Origin of the sequence: Sinorhizobium psoraleae (genome assembly GCF_013283645.1) — a bacterium.
In the GTDB taxonomy this organism is placed as follows: Bacteria; Pseudomonadota; Alphaproteobacteria; order Rhizobiales; family Rhizobiaceae; genus Sinorhizobium; species Sinorhizobium psoraleae.
Genome location: NZ_JABEKV010000002.1, coordinates 432,495 through 446,275, shown reverse-complemented (window position 1 = coordinate 446,275; position 13,781 = coordinate 432,495). Strand labels below are relative to the sequence as shown.

General features: G+C 64.1%; 9 protein-coding genes and 1 tRNA gene. 6 read left to right on the top strand and 4 right to left on the bottom strand.

The genetic code is table 11. From position 1 onward, the window contains the following. Positions 1–78: 78 nt before the first annotated feature. The 4 genes from ILFOPFJJ_RS10990 (at position 79) to ppdK (ending at position 7,985) form a co-directional block, all read left to right on the top strand. The gene (locus ILFOPFJJ_RS10990) at positions 79–591 is read left to right on the top strand and encodes a DUF721 domain-containing protein (RefSeq protein ID WP_173510585.1); all 513 of its coding nucleotides are present in this window, start codon (positions 79–81) and stop codon (positions 589–591) included. Positions 592–708: 117 nt separating this feature from the next. Then, a complete protein-coding gene (locus ILFOPFJJ_RS10985) occupies positions 709–1,524 on the top strand; it encodes a DsbA family protein (RefSeq protein ID WP_173510584.1) in 816 nt (271 codons plus the stop codon). Between the two features lie 123 nt (positions 1,525–1,647). After that, entirely contained in the window at positions 1,648–5,109 is a 3,462-nt protein-coding gene (locus ILFOPFJJ_RS10980; protein ID WP_173510583.1) for a chromosome segregation SMC family protein, read from the top strand. A 182-nt stretch (positions 5,110–5,291) separates the two neighbouring features. Beyond that, entirely contained in the window at positions 5,292–7,985 is a 2,694-nt protein-coding gene (gene ppdK / locus ILFOPFJJ_RS10975; protein WP_173510582.1) for a pyruvate, phosphate dikinase, read from the top strand. A gap of 51 nt (positions 7,986–8,036) precedes the next feature. Here the strand turns inward: ppdK and ILFOPFJJ_RS10970 are convergent, their stop codons facing one another. After that, positions 8,037–8,309, bottom strand: a complete 273-nt coding sequence (locus ILFOPFJJ_RS10970; protein ID WP_376741408.1) for a hypothetical protein — start codon at positions 8,307–8,309, stop codon at positions 8,037–8,039. A 304-nt stretch (positions 8,310–8,613) separates the two neighbouring features. Further along, positions 8,614–9,000 (bottom strand): hypothetical protein, encoded by a 387-nt coding sequence (locus ILFOPFJJ_RS10965; protein WP_173511491.1) that lies wholly within the window; start codon positions 8,998–9,000, stop codon positions 8,614–8,616. A 252-nt stretch (positions 9,001–9,252) separates the two neighbouring features. On the opposite strand from ILFOPFJJ_RS10965, the gene ILFOPFJJ_RS10960 reads away from it, so the two are divergent. After that, positions 9,253–10,161, top strand: a complete 909-nt coding sequence (locus ILFOPFJJ_RS10960) for a DUF1499 domain-containing protein (protein ID WP_173510580.1) — start codon at positions 9,253–9,255, stop codon at positions 10,159–10,161. 15 nt (positions 10,162–10,176) lie between these two features. Here the strand turns inward: ILFOPFJJ_RS10960 and ILFOPFJJ_RS10955 are convergent, their stop codons facing one another. Continuing rightward, positions 10,177–11,100: an MBL fold metallo-hydrolase gene (locus tag ILFOPFJJ_RS10955; protein ID WP_173510579.1), complete on the bottom strand. Its 924-nt coding sequence runs from the start codon at positions 11,098–11,100 to the stop codon at positions 10,177–10,179. A gap of 293 nt (positions 11,101–11,393) precedes the next feature. Here ILFOPFJJ_RS10955 and ILFOPFJJ_RS10950 point away from each other — a divergent pair. Further along, positions 11,394–11,468: transfer RNA gene (locus ILFOPFJJ_RS10950), tRNA-Gln, on the top strand. A gap of 111 nt (positions 11,469–11,579) precedes the next feature. On the opposite strand, the gene paoC is transcribed toward ILFOPFJJ_RS10950, so the two are convergent. Beyond that, a complete protein-coding gene (gene paoC / locus ILFOPFJJ_RS10945; protein WP_173510578.1) occupies positions 11,580–13,781 on the bottom strand; it encodes an aldehyde oxidoreductase molybdenum-binding subunit PaoC in 2,202 nt (733 codons plus the stop codon).

The following is a 13,781-nucleotide window of genomic DNA, read 5'->3' as shown; positions in this document are numbered from 1 at the left end:
CCTTTTCCGGCCTATAGTTGGATCACGTCAGCCTGGGCTGCAAGGCGCAATCGGAGTTGCAAACAGAAAGTCGTGCCGGTGAATCAAGAGAAGGCCCGCAAGGGCGTCGTCCAGATCAGCGAGGTCGCGAACGGTCTGATCGATCCGGTGCTCGCCAAGCGCGCGGGCATCAACACCATGCTGCTGGGCTCCTGGGACGAGATCGCCGGGCCGAAGTTTGCCGACTGCACGCGGCCGGAAAAAATCGCCTGGCCGCGGCGCGCCTCCGAAATGGGCGGCGAGGGCGGCCATCAGCCGGGTGTTCTGACCATCGCCTGCGAGGGCGCGAGGGCACTTTTCCTGACCCACGCCCAGGGCGAACTGATCCAGCGGATCAACGGCTTCTTCGGTTTCCATGCGATCGGGCAGGTGCGCATCGTGCAGAAGCCGGTTGCGGCGTCGCCTAGACCGTCCCGTCGTTCGCCTCCGCTCGTCGGCGAGCCCGCGCGAAAGCTCGAAGCCATGGTGGAAGGCGTGGAAAGCGAGGCGCTGAAGGCAGCGCTCCGGCGCCTTGGGACCGCCGTGTTTTCGTCGCGTCCGAAGAGAACCTGATCTTCAAGCGGTCACATTTCTTTGAATTCAGTTGAGACGCCGCCCCTTGTCGCCTCCAGTCAGGCAAGTTATCGAATTCGCAATTCAATTTTCCCTCATAGAACACGGGTCAAATTCATGTCCGCTTCCGAAAAGAGCCTTTCGAAACGCCTTCTGGGCGGTGCTGCCGTCGCCGCGCTCGCCCTGATGCTCGTCGCCTGCAGCGAGGAGAAGAAGGAGACGGCTTCGACTGCGCCGGCCGAAACCAGCGCGACCACAGAGGCGACGACCACTGCGTCCACCCCGGCAGCACCGGCCGCCACCAGCGAGGCAAAGCCTGCTGAAACCGAGGTTGCCCAGGCATCCCCATCCACTGCCGCCAAGATTGAACTGCCGCAGCCGGAAGGCACTGTCGACGTGAAGAAGCTGCTCGAACCGGGCGCGCTGCCGGAAATGGCGCTTGGCGAGGCCAACGCACCGGTGACCATCGTCGAATACATGTCGATGACCTGCCCGCACTGCGCGAACTTCCACAACAAGACCTTCGACGCCATCAAGGCGAAATATGTCGACAGCGGCAAGGTGCGCTTCATCATCCGCGAGTTCCCGTTCGATCCGCGCGCGGCTGCGGCCTTCATGCTGGCGCGCTGCGCGCCGGAAGGACAGTATTTCCCGATGATCTCCATGCTGTTCAAGCAGCAGGAGCAATGGGCCGCAGCGCAGAATGGCCGTGATGCGCTCTTGCAAATGTCCAAACTCGCCGGTTTTACACAGGAGAGCTTCGAGGCCTGCTTGACGAACCAAAAACTTCTGGATGATGTGAATGCAGTAATGCAGAGGGGCGCCAAGGATTTCGGTGTCAAGTCGACGCCGACCTTCTTCGTCAACGGTGAGCACTATTCGGGAGACATGTCGGTTGACGTTATGTCGGCCCTCATCGACAGCAAGCTCTGATCCTTCGCTTTTCCTCAAAACGGGCGACGGCGGCAACCGTGCGCCCGTTTTTGCTGTTCAGAGCAGAGGGGGTTCTGAACCGCGCGGAGGGGGGTACACGCCATCCGCCCCAGCGTTCCGCCGATGAAGTTCAACAAGCTCCGCCTGCTCGGCTTCAAGTCCTTCGTCGAACCGACCGAATTCATCATCGAGCGCGGGCTGACCGGTGTCGTCGGCCCGAACGGCTGCGGCAAGTCGAACCTTGTCGAGGCGCTGCGGTGGGTGATGGGCGAAAACTCCTACAAGAACATGCGCGCCTCCGGCATGGACGACGTGATCTTTTCCGGCTCAGGCAACCGGCCGGCGCGCAACACGGCTGAAGTCGGCCTCTATCTTGACAACGCCGATCGCACGGCCCCTGCCGCCTTCAACGACAGCGACGAGATCCAGGTGACCCGCCGCATCGAGCGCGAGCAGGGATCGGTTTACCGCATCAACGGCAAGGAAGCGCGTGCCAAGGACGTGCAACTGCTTTTTGCCGATGCGTCGACCGGCGCGCGTTCGCCGTCGATGGTCGGCCAGGGCCGGATCGGCGAACTGATCGCCGCCAAACCCCAGGCCCGGCGCCAACTGCTTGAAGAGGCGGCCGGCATTTCCGGCCTGCATTCGCGCCGCCATGAGGCGGAATTGCGCCTGCGGGCGGCCGAGACCAACCTCGAGCGGCTCGATGACGTGACGTCCCAGCTCGAAAGCCAGATCGAGAGCCTGAAACGCCAGTCCCGCCAAGCCAACCGTTTCAAGATGCTATCCGCGGATATCCGCCGGCACGAGGCGATCCTTTTCCATATTCGCTGGGTGCAGGCCAAGGAGGCTGAGGCCGAGGCGACAAGCCAGCTGAACCAGATCACCGCACTAGTCGCCGAGAAGGCGCAGATCCAGATGGAGGCAGCGAAAGCCCAGGCGATCGCCAGCCTCAAACTGCCGGAGCTGCGCGAGAACGAGGCGAAGCTCGCGGCGGCGCTGCAGCGCCTACAGATCGCCCGCGCGCAACTGGAGGAGGATGCAGGCCGGATCCTCAGGCGCCGCGATGAATTGCAGCGTCGGCTGGCGCAGCTCGCTGAGGATATCGCGCGCGAGGAGCGGCTGGTTGCGGACAATGCCGGCATTCTCGCTCGCCTCGACGAGGAGGAGGCGGAGCTCCAGGACGTCCTGGCGGAGGCGGATGACCGCGCCGGCGAGGCGCGCGAACGGCTGGAGGCGGCCGACGGGACGCTGTCGATCAGCGAGGCCGAACTTCAACGGCTGACGGCTGAGCGTGCCGAGGCCCAGGCTGCCCGCAATCAGATCGAGAGAACGCTTCGCGACCTCTCCGAGCGGCAGGCGCGTCTCGCCCGTCAGCTTTCCGACCAGACGCGTGATCTCGATGATCTCGATCGCCAAATGGCGGCACTTCCAGATCCGCATGAAAAGCAGGGGCAGGTGGAGGTCGCGGAAGCTGCGCTCGAAGAAGCCGAAACCGCTGTCATCGCCATCGAAGAGGCGCTTTCCGACGCCCGCGCCGATGAAACTGCTGCGCGCCCGCCGGTCGACCGGGCGCGTGCAACGTTGAATGGCATCGAAGCCGAGGCACGCACGATCCGCCGGATGCTGGAGGCGGTCGGTGGCGGGGCCTATCCGGCGATCGTCGAGGAGGTCAAGGTCGAGCGTGGTTTCGAGACGGCACTTGGTGCAGCGCTCGGCGACGATCTCGATTCGCCTTTGGATCAGGCGGCGCCCGCCCATTGGCGAATGCCCGGCGACCATTCTGCCGATCCATCCTTGCCGGCTGGTGCCGTGCCGCTGGACGGCTATGTGCGCGGGCCGGAGGCGCTGAAGCGGGTGCTTGGCCAGATCGGTATCGTCGAAAGCGAAGCGGAGGCGGAGCACCTGCTGCCGCTTTTGAAGACCGGCCAGCGCCTGGTGACGAAAGAAGGCGCGGTCTGGCGCTGGGACGGTCACGTGACGGGATCGGAGGCGCCGAGCGCCGCAGCCTTGCGGCTCGCGCAGAAAAACCGGCTTATCGAGCTCGAGAGCGAGACCGAGGATGCGACTGAGGCGTTGCGGCGGGCCGAGGCTGACCTCACCGCGGCCAGTGCACGCATCCGTGCCGAGGATGAACGGCTGCGGCTTGCGCGCGATGCCCAGCGCATGATCGCCCGTCAACTCGGCGAAGCGCGGGAAGCCTTGGCTACGGCCGAGCGCGCCTCGGGCGATCTCGCCCGCCGTCGTGCCGTGCTTACCGAAACCAAGCTTCAGGTGGAGGGGCAGGTCGACGAGGCGGCGGAACAGATCGAGGCGGCCAATGACGCGCTTGCCGCAGCACCCGATCTCTCCGAACTCGAGCTTAGCCTCCGCAACCAGGCGGCCGTGGTCGCCGCCGATCGCGCAGCGGTCGCCGAAGCCCGTGCCGCTCATGATGGCCTCGCCCGCGAAAACGAGGTGCGGCTGCGCCGACTTTCGGCGATCGCCGCGGAGCGCGAGACGTGGCGAGCGAGGGCCGCGAGCGCGGAGGAACATATCGGCACGCTGCGCGATCGCGAGGCGGAAGCGCGGGAAGAAGTCGAGGAACTGATCGATGCGCCCGACGAGTTCGAGGACAAGCGCCGCGCGCTGATGAGTGAATTGCAGAAAGCGGAGGCTTCGCGCCGCGAAGCGGCCGATATTCTCGCCGAAGCGGAAGGTCGCCAGCGGGAGACCGATCGGGTGGCCGCGGCTGCGCTTTCGGACCTCGCGGAGGCGCGTGAAAAGCGTGGTCGCGCGGAGGAGCGCCTGGTCTCGGCCCGCGAGCGGCGCGTCGAGATCGAGGCGCGCATTCACGAAGGGCTTGCCTGCGCCCCGCATGAGGTAATGCGCCTGACGGGACTGGCTGCCGATGAGGCGCTGCCCGGCATGCACGGCGTCGAGCGCGAACTCGAGCGGCTGAAGATCGAGCGGGAAAGGCTCGGAGCTGTCAATCTTCGTGCCGAGGAAGAGCAGAAGGAACTCTCCGATCGCCTGGCTGCGATCCTCAAGGAGCGCGACGATGTCATCGAGGCAATCCGCAAGCTCCGCAGCGCCATCCAGAACCTCAATCGCGAGGGGCGCGAGAGGCTGATCGCCGCGTTCGACGTGGTCAACGGGCAGTTCCAGCGGCTGTTCACCCATCTCTTCGGCGGCGGCACGGCGGAGCTCCAATTGGTCGAGAGTGACGACCCGCTGGAGGCCGGCCTCGAAATTCTTGCCCGTCCGCCCGGCAAGAAGCCGCAGACGATGACGCTGCTCTCGGGCGGCGAGCAGGCGCTGACGGCGATGGCGCTGATCTTTGCCGTGTTCCTCACCAATCCGGCACCGATTTGCGTGCTCGACGAAGTGGACGCCCCGCTCGACGACCACAATGTCGAGCGCTATTGCAACCTGATGGACGAAATGGCGGCCTCGACAGAGACCCGCTTCATAATCATCACTCATAACCCGATCACCATGGCCCGCATGAACCGTCTCTTCGGCGTCACCATGGCCGAACAGGGTGTCTCGCAGCTCGTTTCCGTCGATCTGCAGACGGCAGAGCGTATGCGGGAAGTGGTCTGATCGGTCCGCCCTTGGCATTTCCAGCGGCTTCGAACAGGTCGAACCGGCCGTCGCCGCACGGGTGCGTCAGCTTCACGTTTCAATTTTGATGCACTGCAGCAAAATTCTTCGCTGAGTGCATTTTCACGCCGAAGCATATACTGTAGATCGTCATAAAAGGCTGTTTCGGGTGGAGAGCAGGCATGGCGAAATGGGTATACACCTTCGGCGGAGGCAAGGCCGAAGGGCATGCGGGGGATCGCGACAGGCTTGGCGGCAAGGGAGCAAACCTCGCCGAGATGTGCAATCTCGGCCTGCCGGTGCCGCCGGGACTGACGATCGTCACGGATGCCTGCAACAGCTATTTCGAGAACAATAGAGCCATGCCCGACGGCCTGCGCGAGCAGGTGCGGGAAGGTATTCGGCGGATGGAGGAGATTACCGGCCGGACATTCGGCGATACGACCCGTCCGCTTCTGCTGTCCGTTCGCTCCGGCGCGCGCGCGTCGATGCCCGGCATGATGGATACCGTTCTCAACCTTGGCCTCAACGACCAGTCTGTGCACGCCCTTGGCCACGACGCCGGCGATGCGCGCTTCGCCTGGGATAGCTACCGACGCTTCATCCAGATGTATGGCGATGTCGTCATGGGCGTCGACCACGAAGTCTTCGAGGAAATCCTTGAAGACGAGAAGGGGCGGCTCGGCCACGAGCAGGATACCGAGCTTTCGGCCGTCGAATGGCAGCACGTCATATCGCGCTACAAGGAAGCGATCGAGGAAGTGCTTGGCACGCCGTTTCCGCAGGATCCGGAGGTTCAGCTCTGGGGAGCGATCGGCGCCGTCTTTTCGAGCTGGATGAACCCGCGTGCGATAACCTACCGCCATCTTCACGGAATTCCCGCCGCCTGGGGCACGGCGGTCAATGTTCAGGCGATGGTCTTCGGCAATCTCGGAAATTCGTCGGCCACCGGGGTCGCCTTCACGCGCAATCCTTCGACCGGCGAAAGCGAACTCTATGGCGAGTTTCTGGTGAACGCCCAGGGCGAAGACGTCGTCGCCGGCATTCGCACGCCGCAGAACATCACCGAGGCCGCGCGTATCGCGTCGGGTTCCGACAAACCCTCGCTCGAAAAGCTGATGCCCGAGGCGTTCGCCGAATTCGAGGCGATCTGCAACAAGCTGGAGCGGCACTACCGCGACATGCAGGACCTGGAGTTCACGATCGAGCGCGGCAAACTGTGGATGCTGCAGACCCGGTCCGGCAAGCGCACCGCCAAGGCGGCCCTGAAGATCGCGGTCGACATGGCCGAACAGGGGCTTATCTCCAAGGAAGAGGCGGTGGCGCGCATCGACCCGGCCTCGCTCGACCAGCTGCTGCATCCGACGATCGATCCCCACGCACGGCGGGACATTATCGGTTCCGGCCTGCCGGCTTCGCCCGGCGCGGCAACCGGCGAGATCGTCTTTACCTCCGAGGAGGCCGTGCAGGCGGTCAAGGAAGGCCGCAAGGTCATTCTGGTCCGCGTGGAGACGAGCCCCGAGGACATTCACGGCATGCATGCGGCGCAGGGCATCCTCACGACCCGCGGCGGCATGACGAGCCACGCCGCAGTCGTTGCCCGCGGTATGGGCACGCCTTGCGTCTCCGGCGCGGGCAATATCCGCGTCGATCCGCGCAACGAGCTGCTGATTGCCGCGAGCGTCACCTTGAAGAAGGGTGACGTCATAACCATCGACGGGTCTTCCGGCCAGGTGCTGAAGGGCGAAATCCCGATGCTTCAGCCCGAACTTTCAGGCGATTTCGGCAGGATCATGGAATGGGCCGATGCAAGCCGCCGGATGACCGTGCGCACCAACGCCGAAACGCCGGCGGACGCGCGTGCCGCCCGCTCCTTCGGAGCCGAAGGCATTGGTCTCTGCCGCACCGAGCACATGTTCTTCGAGGACGATCGCATCAATGTGATGCGCGAGATGATTCTGGCCGAAGACGAGGCGGGCCGGCGCACGGCGCTTGCCAAGCTTCTGCCGATGCAGCGCTCGGATTTCATCGAGCTCTTCTCGATCATGCACGGCCTCCCGGTAACGATCCGCCTTCTCGACCCGCCGCTGCATGAGTTCCTGCCGAAGACGGACGAGGAGATCGCCGACGTCGCCGCGGTCCTTTCGATCGATCCTTCGGAATTGCGCCAGCGGGTAGATGCCCTCCACGAGTTCAACCCGATGCTCGGTCACCGCGGTTGCCGTTTGGCGATTTCCTATCCGGAAATTGCCGAAATGCAGGCGCGCGCCATCTTCGAGGCCGCGGTCGAGGCGGCGCATGAGACCGGTGCGGCTGTGGTCCCGGAGATCATGGTGCCGCTCGTCGGCCTTCGCTCGGAACTCGACTACGTCAAGGAACGGATCGAGACCGTTGCCAAGGAAGTGATAGGGGAAGCGGGAATTGGTATCGACTATCTCGTCGGCACGATGATCGAGCTGCCGCGGGCAGCCTTGCGCGCCGGCGTCATCGCCGAGGCGGCCGACTTCTTCTCCTTCGGCACCAACGACCTGACGCAGACCACCTTTGGCATCTCGCGCGACGATGCGGCCCCGTTCCTCGCCACCTATCAGCAGAAGGGCATCATCGAGCAGGATCCGTTCGTCTCGCTCGATTTCGAGGGCGTCGGAGAGCTGATCATGATTGCGGCGGAGCGCGGGCGCCGGACCAAGAACGGTCTGAAGCTCGGCATATGCGGCGAACATGGCGGCGATCCCGCGTCGATCCGCTTCTGCGAGGAGGCGGGTCTCGATTATGTCTCCTGTTCGCCCTTCCGCGTGCCGATCGCCCGTTTGGCGGCGGCGCAAGCGGCGATCAACAGTGGCAGCGAGGCACAAGCCTCTGCAGCGGCGAGTTGATCGCTGGCGCTTGACCGGCGGGCGGTGGAAACCTCGAATATCCGGCCACCATCAGTTCGGCCTGACGACCACCCGCCGTTCGACAACTATCGGCCGGCTCCAGCCCCACATCATCAGATCATTGCTGTAGCGCAGGCTGCGTGCCTCGGCGCGGCGGTCGAGTTCGATGCGCTGAAGGCAGGTCGCGAAGGCATCGGTGCCGCGGCGGAAGCCGTAGGAGGCGCAGGTGTTGCTGTCGGCAGCCCGCCGTTCCTCTGGTGTCTGGCACGCGGCGAGCAATAGCCCGGTCACGGCGAGGGTCAGCAGTCTCAAGGGTTTCATCATTGCCTCCTGATCGGCACCAGTGGCACGCGACGCTTCCGCACAAGATCAACGGGCCACGAGCGATACAGCGCGGCGTCGGTCAAGGCCGCCAGTGCCGGCGTGTTGGAACAGAGGTCGGCCGCAAGGCGGGTGTCATGTCCACGGTGGAACGAGGGAAAAGGCGCAATGCGCTTCGTGGCTCTGTATGTAGAGGCCATAGGCATGCACGGGTGACGCATGACGTAGATCCGCAAGGCGCAATTCATTTAACAACAATATCATGCGCCCGCCGCCGGCGACCGGTCAACGGTCGCTGAGCCGCTGTTCAGATCCGCTCGAGCACGCCGACAAAGGCCTCGGCAAAGCTCTTCAGATCCGCGGTTCTCTCGCTCGGCTGCTCGACGCGGATCGCGCTTCCGTCTCCGCCAAGGCAGACGAACAGGATTGTAGGCATTTTTCCGGCATCGCTGTAACGAATGGCAGCGATCGTGAGACAATCTTCGAGGAGACCGGACGCCGGCAGGGTGAAAAGCAGTTCGCCACCGATATCGGCGGCCACCGTACGCACAAAGGCGGCAAATTCTTCCTTGGTCCCGGAAAATCCATCGAGAGAAAGTTCCAGCTCAAGCAAGGCCATAGGGATGGCCGCGTCGCCTGGCTGAGGCAGCGGGGTGGGGGCAGGCTTCGTCACGGTTGTTTCCGATGCGACCATGATGTCCTCTCCGTTGGTTGCCGTGCGCTCGTTCCATTCGCCGACGCCGGCTGATGCCTCCAGTTGAACTCCTTCCGCCACGGAACGTTTGGCGGGAATTTGAAACAGGTGATTAACGAGAATGGCGAATTTGCGGCAAAGCTTCAAGTGCGGCATTGTCGGAGGGATGGGCGAGCATTGTCTGTTCCCACGTCCGCAGCCATGGTCTAAGAAGGCCGTGGTCTGTTCCGCTTGGGGGATTGATTCCGTTAGATGATTGTCCGCTACGAGCGTCCCTATTCGCACGCCGCCCACTGGGCGCGCCGGCTTGCCCGCATTGCATTCGCGATCTTCGCGTTGTCGCTGCTGGCGCATCGTTTTGGCCCGTTGACCACACCGCATTTTCTGGCGCTGGCATTGCTGTCGGGCGCCTTTGCGCTTGTCGGCGTGGTGCTCGCGACGATCGGGCTTGCGCGCTTGTGGCAAGTGGCGGCCGTCGGCGGCATCGCGTCGCTGTCCGCGCTGGTCTACGCCGCTGCTCCGCTCGGCTTTCTCGGCTTCGGTGCCGTGCAATATCTGAGGCGGCCGACGATCTACGACGTCACGACCGACGCGGTGACGCCGCCGCCATGGATCAGGGTTCCGGCGGCCGAAAGGAGCTGGCTCGCGCGCAACCCGACAGTCACGCCGCAGGATCGGGAGGCGCAAATCGTCGCCTATCCGGGATTGACGGGACGGCGCTACGACGGCGCGCTCGACCGCGTGTTCCAGGGCGTGCGCAAGGTGGTTGGCGAAACGCGCATCGCCACCACGGCGGAGCTCGGTGTCGAGAACGCCCGCGCGGACTTCGAGGATCTGGCCGTCCGCCCCGGTGCCGGGGTGGACACGAACGGTGAGCCGGACGTCATTCCGGTTCCGGCCGCACGTCCCGCGCCTGATACAGACGGCGCGCTTCCCGGACGGCTCTCCAGCGACATCGTGCTGCAGGGCGAATGGCGTACGCTGATTGTCGGCTTTCGCTTCGATGTGCTGATCAGGCTACGGGAAGAGGCGGAAACGACGTTTGTCGACCTGCGCGTGGCATCGCGCTACGGTGCGCACGACCTCGGCATGGGCGCCGCCTTTGCCGAAGAATTCCTGCGAGCGCTTGATGCCGAACTCCTGGGTATTGCCGGCGGTTGACGCGGCGCCAACGGGTTATCCAGCGCCGCCGGGGACCAGCCGATAGTCGCCGAAGAGCGATGGCGGACCATCGGTTTCGACGCGACCCTGTTCGACGAGGTCTTCGAGGTGCGCCAGGACCGAAAGTGCCGCTGCACCGTGGAGCCGCGGATCGGTAGAAGCATAGATCACCTTGACCATATCCGGAATCTTCTGGTCGCCGCTGCGGATGCGTTCAAGCACCGAGCGCTCGCGCATCTTGCGATGTGCCCGAAGCGCCCGGAGGAACGAACCAGGCTCGGTAACCGGACCGCCATGGCCGGGCAGATACAACCGGTCGTCTCGCTGCAACAGTTTCTCCAGCGAGGCCATGTAGTCGGCCATGGCGCCGTCCGGCGGCGCGACGATGCTCGTTGCCCAGGCCATCACATGATCGGCGGAAAAGAGAATGCCGGTGCCGTCAAGCGCGAAAACGGCATGATTTGCTGTGTGGCCAGGCGTCATCACGGCAGTCAGGCTCCAGCCGTCGCCGTCGACCCGTCCGCCCTCGGTAAGCGCGATGTCAGGCGCGAAAGCCATGTCCGAGCTTTCGGCGAACGGATTGGTTTCGCCGGCGTGCAAGGGGCGCGCTGCCCGGTGAGGGCCCTCGGCAACGATTATGGCGCCGGTCGCAGCCTTCAGCCGTCGGGCGAGGGGGGAATGATCGCGATGCGTATGACTAACGGCGATGTGCGTCACTTCGCGACCATCGAGCGCCGCCATAAGGGCGCGGAAATGCGAGTCGTCCTCCGGCCCCGGATCGATCACCGCGACAGAGCGCCTGCCGACGATATAGGTGTTCGTTCCATGGAAGGTGAACGGGCCGGGGTTGTTGACAGTGATCCGCTGTACGCCATCGGCAACCGTTACCGCTTCGCCGTGGGCCGGGTTGAAGTCGAGATCGAAATCCGGTCCCTGCATGCGTCTCTTCCTGGCTTTCAATTGTACCCGATCCCGGCAGTGGCCATCGCCTTTGCGCCTGCCTTCGCCATCTTGCGCGCTTGCGCCGGCGCGTCGCGACAATAGGCCAAAGGGTTATAGGAGGAAACTGCTTCCCGCTCCGGAATTATAAACACGGCGGTCGCTGTTCGCATTGAACCGTTCTATGGTCGGCGAAATAAATCTGCGTGCGAAGCGAAGTTAAGCATTGTGACGGCGCACGAGCTTTGCTAATCAGGCGCACGATTTGGCGAGGTGATCTCGCCGCCTTAAGTTGGGGCGTAGCCAAGCGGTAAGGCAGCGGTTTTTGGTACCGCCATTCCCTGGTTCGAATCCAGGCGCCCCAGCCAAGTCTCCCTTTTCAAGTCCTGAATCGCCGTTTTCCAGCACTTCTTCCCGTGCTCCAGCATCTCCTCCAATGGCCTCGGGTGGCGACGAATTCGCCACCCGTCGGTTTGGGCTCAGCTAAGTTCCGGAAGTCCATTGATCAACTTGTCGAGCGTGATCGGGTAGTCGCGAACCCTCACGCCGGTCGCGTTGTAGATGGCATTCGCCACCGCCGCTGCGACGCCGCAAAGGCCGAGTTCGGCGATCCCCTTGGCCTTCATCGGCGACGACATCGGGTCGGTCTCGTCGAGGAAGATGACCTCCTGGTGGGGGATGTCGGCATGCACAGGCACCTCATAGGCAGCCAGGTCGTGGTTGACGAAGAAGCCGCGCGCCTTGTCGACGACGAGTTCCTCGGACAGGGCCGCGCCGACGCCCATCGTCATGGCACCGATTACCTGGCTGCGTGCCGTGATCGGATTGAGGATCCGACCGGCAGCGCAGACGGCCAGCATCCGCCTGAGCCGCGCCTCGCCGGTCGCCACGTCCACCCCGACTTCCACGAAATGCGCGCCGAAGGTGGACTGTTGATGGGTCTCCGTGAGCTTGCCGAATTCAATGCGATCCTCGGCCGCGAGTCCTTCGTCGCCGGCGGCTTCAGCAAGCGTTATTCGGCGGTCGCCGGACCGGACCTCGCCATCTGCGAAGATCACATCGTCGGCGTTGTTGAAGCCGAGCTTTTGGGCCACGGCCTCGCGCAGCTTGACGCAAGCGGCGTAAACCCCCGCGGTGGAGCTGTTTCCTCCGAACTGTCCACCGGAGCCCGAGGACACCGGAAAACGGGAATCGCCGAGACTGACCGCAACGTTGTCTACCGGGACACCGAGCATCTCCGCGGCGGTCTGGGCGATGATCGTGTAACTCCCCGTGCCGATATCGGTCATGTCGGTCTCGACGGTGACGACACCTCCCCGGTCGAGGCGGACACGCGCTCCAGAGGGGACCACAAGATTGTTGCGGAAGGCCGAGGCCACCCCCATGCCCACGAGCCAGTCTCCGTCCCGGCGGCTTCCCGGTCTCTTGCTGCGATCCTTCCAGCCAAACCGTTCGGTCCCGGTGCGCAGGCAGCCGACGAGGTCGCGGTGCGAGAATGGCCGCTCGGGCTTCTCCGGATCGACCTGCGTATCGTTGATGATCCGGAACTCGACGGGGTCGAGCCCCAGCCTCTCCGCCATCTCGTCGATCGCGATCTCCAGGGCCATCATGCCCGGCGCTTCGCCCGGTGCCCGCATGGCGTTGCCTTCAGGCAGGTCGAGCGTCGCAAGGCGCATCGCTGTCATCCGGTTCTCGCCGGCATAAAGCAGGCGCGTTTGCTGAACGGCCACTTCGGGGCCGCCGCCCGGAAGATCGCCGGACCAGCTCTCATGGGCAATCGCCGTGATCCTGCCGTCGCGCCCGGCGCCGATGCGGATTCGCTGGATCGTAGCAGGGCGGTGCGTGGTGTTGTTCATCAGGAAGGGGCGGGGGAGGGCTACCTTTACGGGACGCTTTGCTTCGCGCGCAGCAAGGGCCGCAAGAACCGCGTCTGCACGAAGGAACAGCTTGACGCCGAACCCGCCGCCGATGAACGGCGACATGATGTGCACCTTCTCTTTGTCGATCCCGAGGGTCGTCGCCAGATCGGTCCGCCACCAGTCGATCATCTGGCTCGACGTCCAGACAGTCAGTTCATCGCCGCTCCAGGCGGCGATGGAGGCATGCGGCTCCATCATGGCATGCGACTGGTCCGGCGTGGTGTAGGTCTGGTCGAGCTTGACCGGTGCTGTCTCGAACGCAGCATGGAAATCGCCTGCGGCGGAGTCCGGTTCGCCATCCTCTGGCTTGACGGCGGTGTCCCTGGCTGCCGCGAGGTCGAAGACACCCTTCTCCTCCGCATAGTCGACCTTGACGAGCGAAGCGGCGGCGCGGGCTTCTTCGAAGGTTTCCGCGACTACGACGGCAATAGCCTGGTGATAGTGCTGTACCTCCGCGCCACCGAAGAGCTTGGCCGTATTGTATTTGCCCTTCTTCAACTCCCCCACGCCGTCGGCGGTGACGACCGCGAGCACTCCAGGGGCGCTCTTTGCCGCGGTGACGTCGATGGACCTGATTCGGCCTTTGGCGATCGCCGAGCCAACGATATAGCCGTAGGCATAGGGCGTGTTCGGATCATGCCATTCATAGGCATAGACCGCCTTGCCCGCGGTCTTGAGCGGGCCGTCGATGCGGTGGATGGGCTGACCGACGAACTTGAGCTGGTCGATCGGGTTCGTCGTTGCTGGTGTGTCAAATCTCAT

Coding starts and splice junctions, on each gene's coding strand:
- ILFOPFJJ_RS10985 (WP_173510584.1), top strand. CDS start 709: ATGTCCGCTTCCGAAAAGAGCCTTTCGAAACGCCTTCTGGGCGGTGCT.
- ILFOPFJJ_RS10980 (WP_173510583.1), top strand. CDS start 1,648: ATGAAGTTCAACAAGCTCCGCCTGCTCGGCTTCAAGTCCTTCGTCGAA.
- ppdK (WP_173510582.1), top strand. CDS start 5,292: ATGGCGAAATGGGTATACACCTTCGGCGGAGGCAAGGCCGAAGGGCAT.
- ILFOPFJJ_RS10970 (WP_376741408.1), bottom strand. CDS start 8,309: ATGATGAAACCCTTGAGACTGCTGACCCTCGCCGTGACCGGGCTATTG.
- ILFOPFJJ_RS10965 (WP_173511491.1), bottom strand. CDS start 9,000: ATGGTCGCATCGGAAACAACCGTGACGAAGCCTGCCCCCACCCCGCTG.
- ILFOPFJJ_RS10960 (WP_173510580.1), top strand. CDS start 9,253: ATGATTGTCCGCTACGAGCGTCCCTATTCGCACGCCGCCCACTGGGCG.
- ILFOPFJJ_RS10955 (WP_173510579.1), bottom strand. CDS start 11,100: ATGCAGGGACCGGATTTCGATCTCGACTTCAACCCGGCCCACGGCGAA.
- paoC (WP_173510578.1), bottom strand. CDS start 13,781: ATGAGATTTGACACACCAGCAACGACGAACCCGATCGACCAGCTCAAG.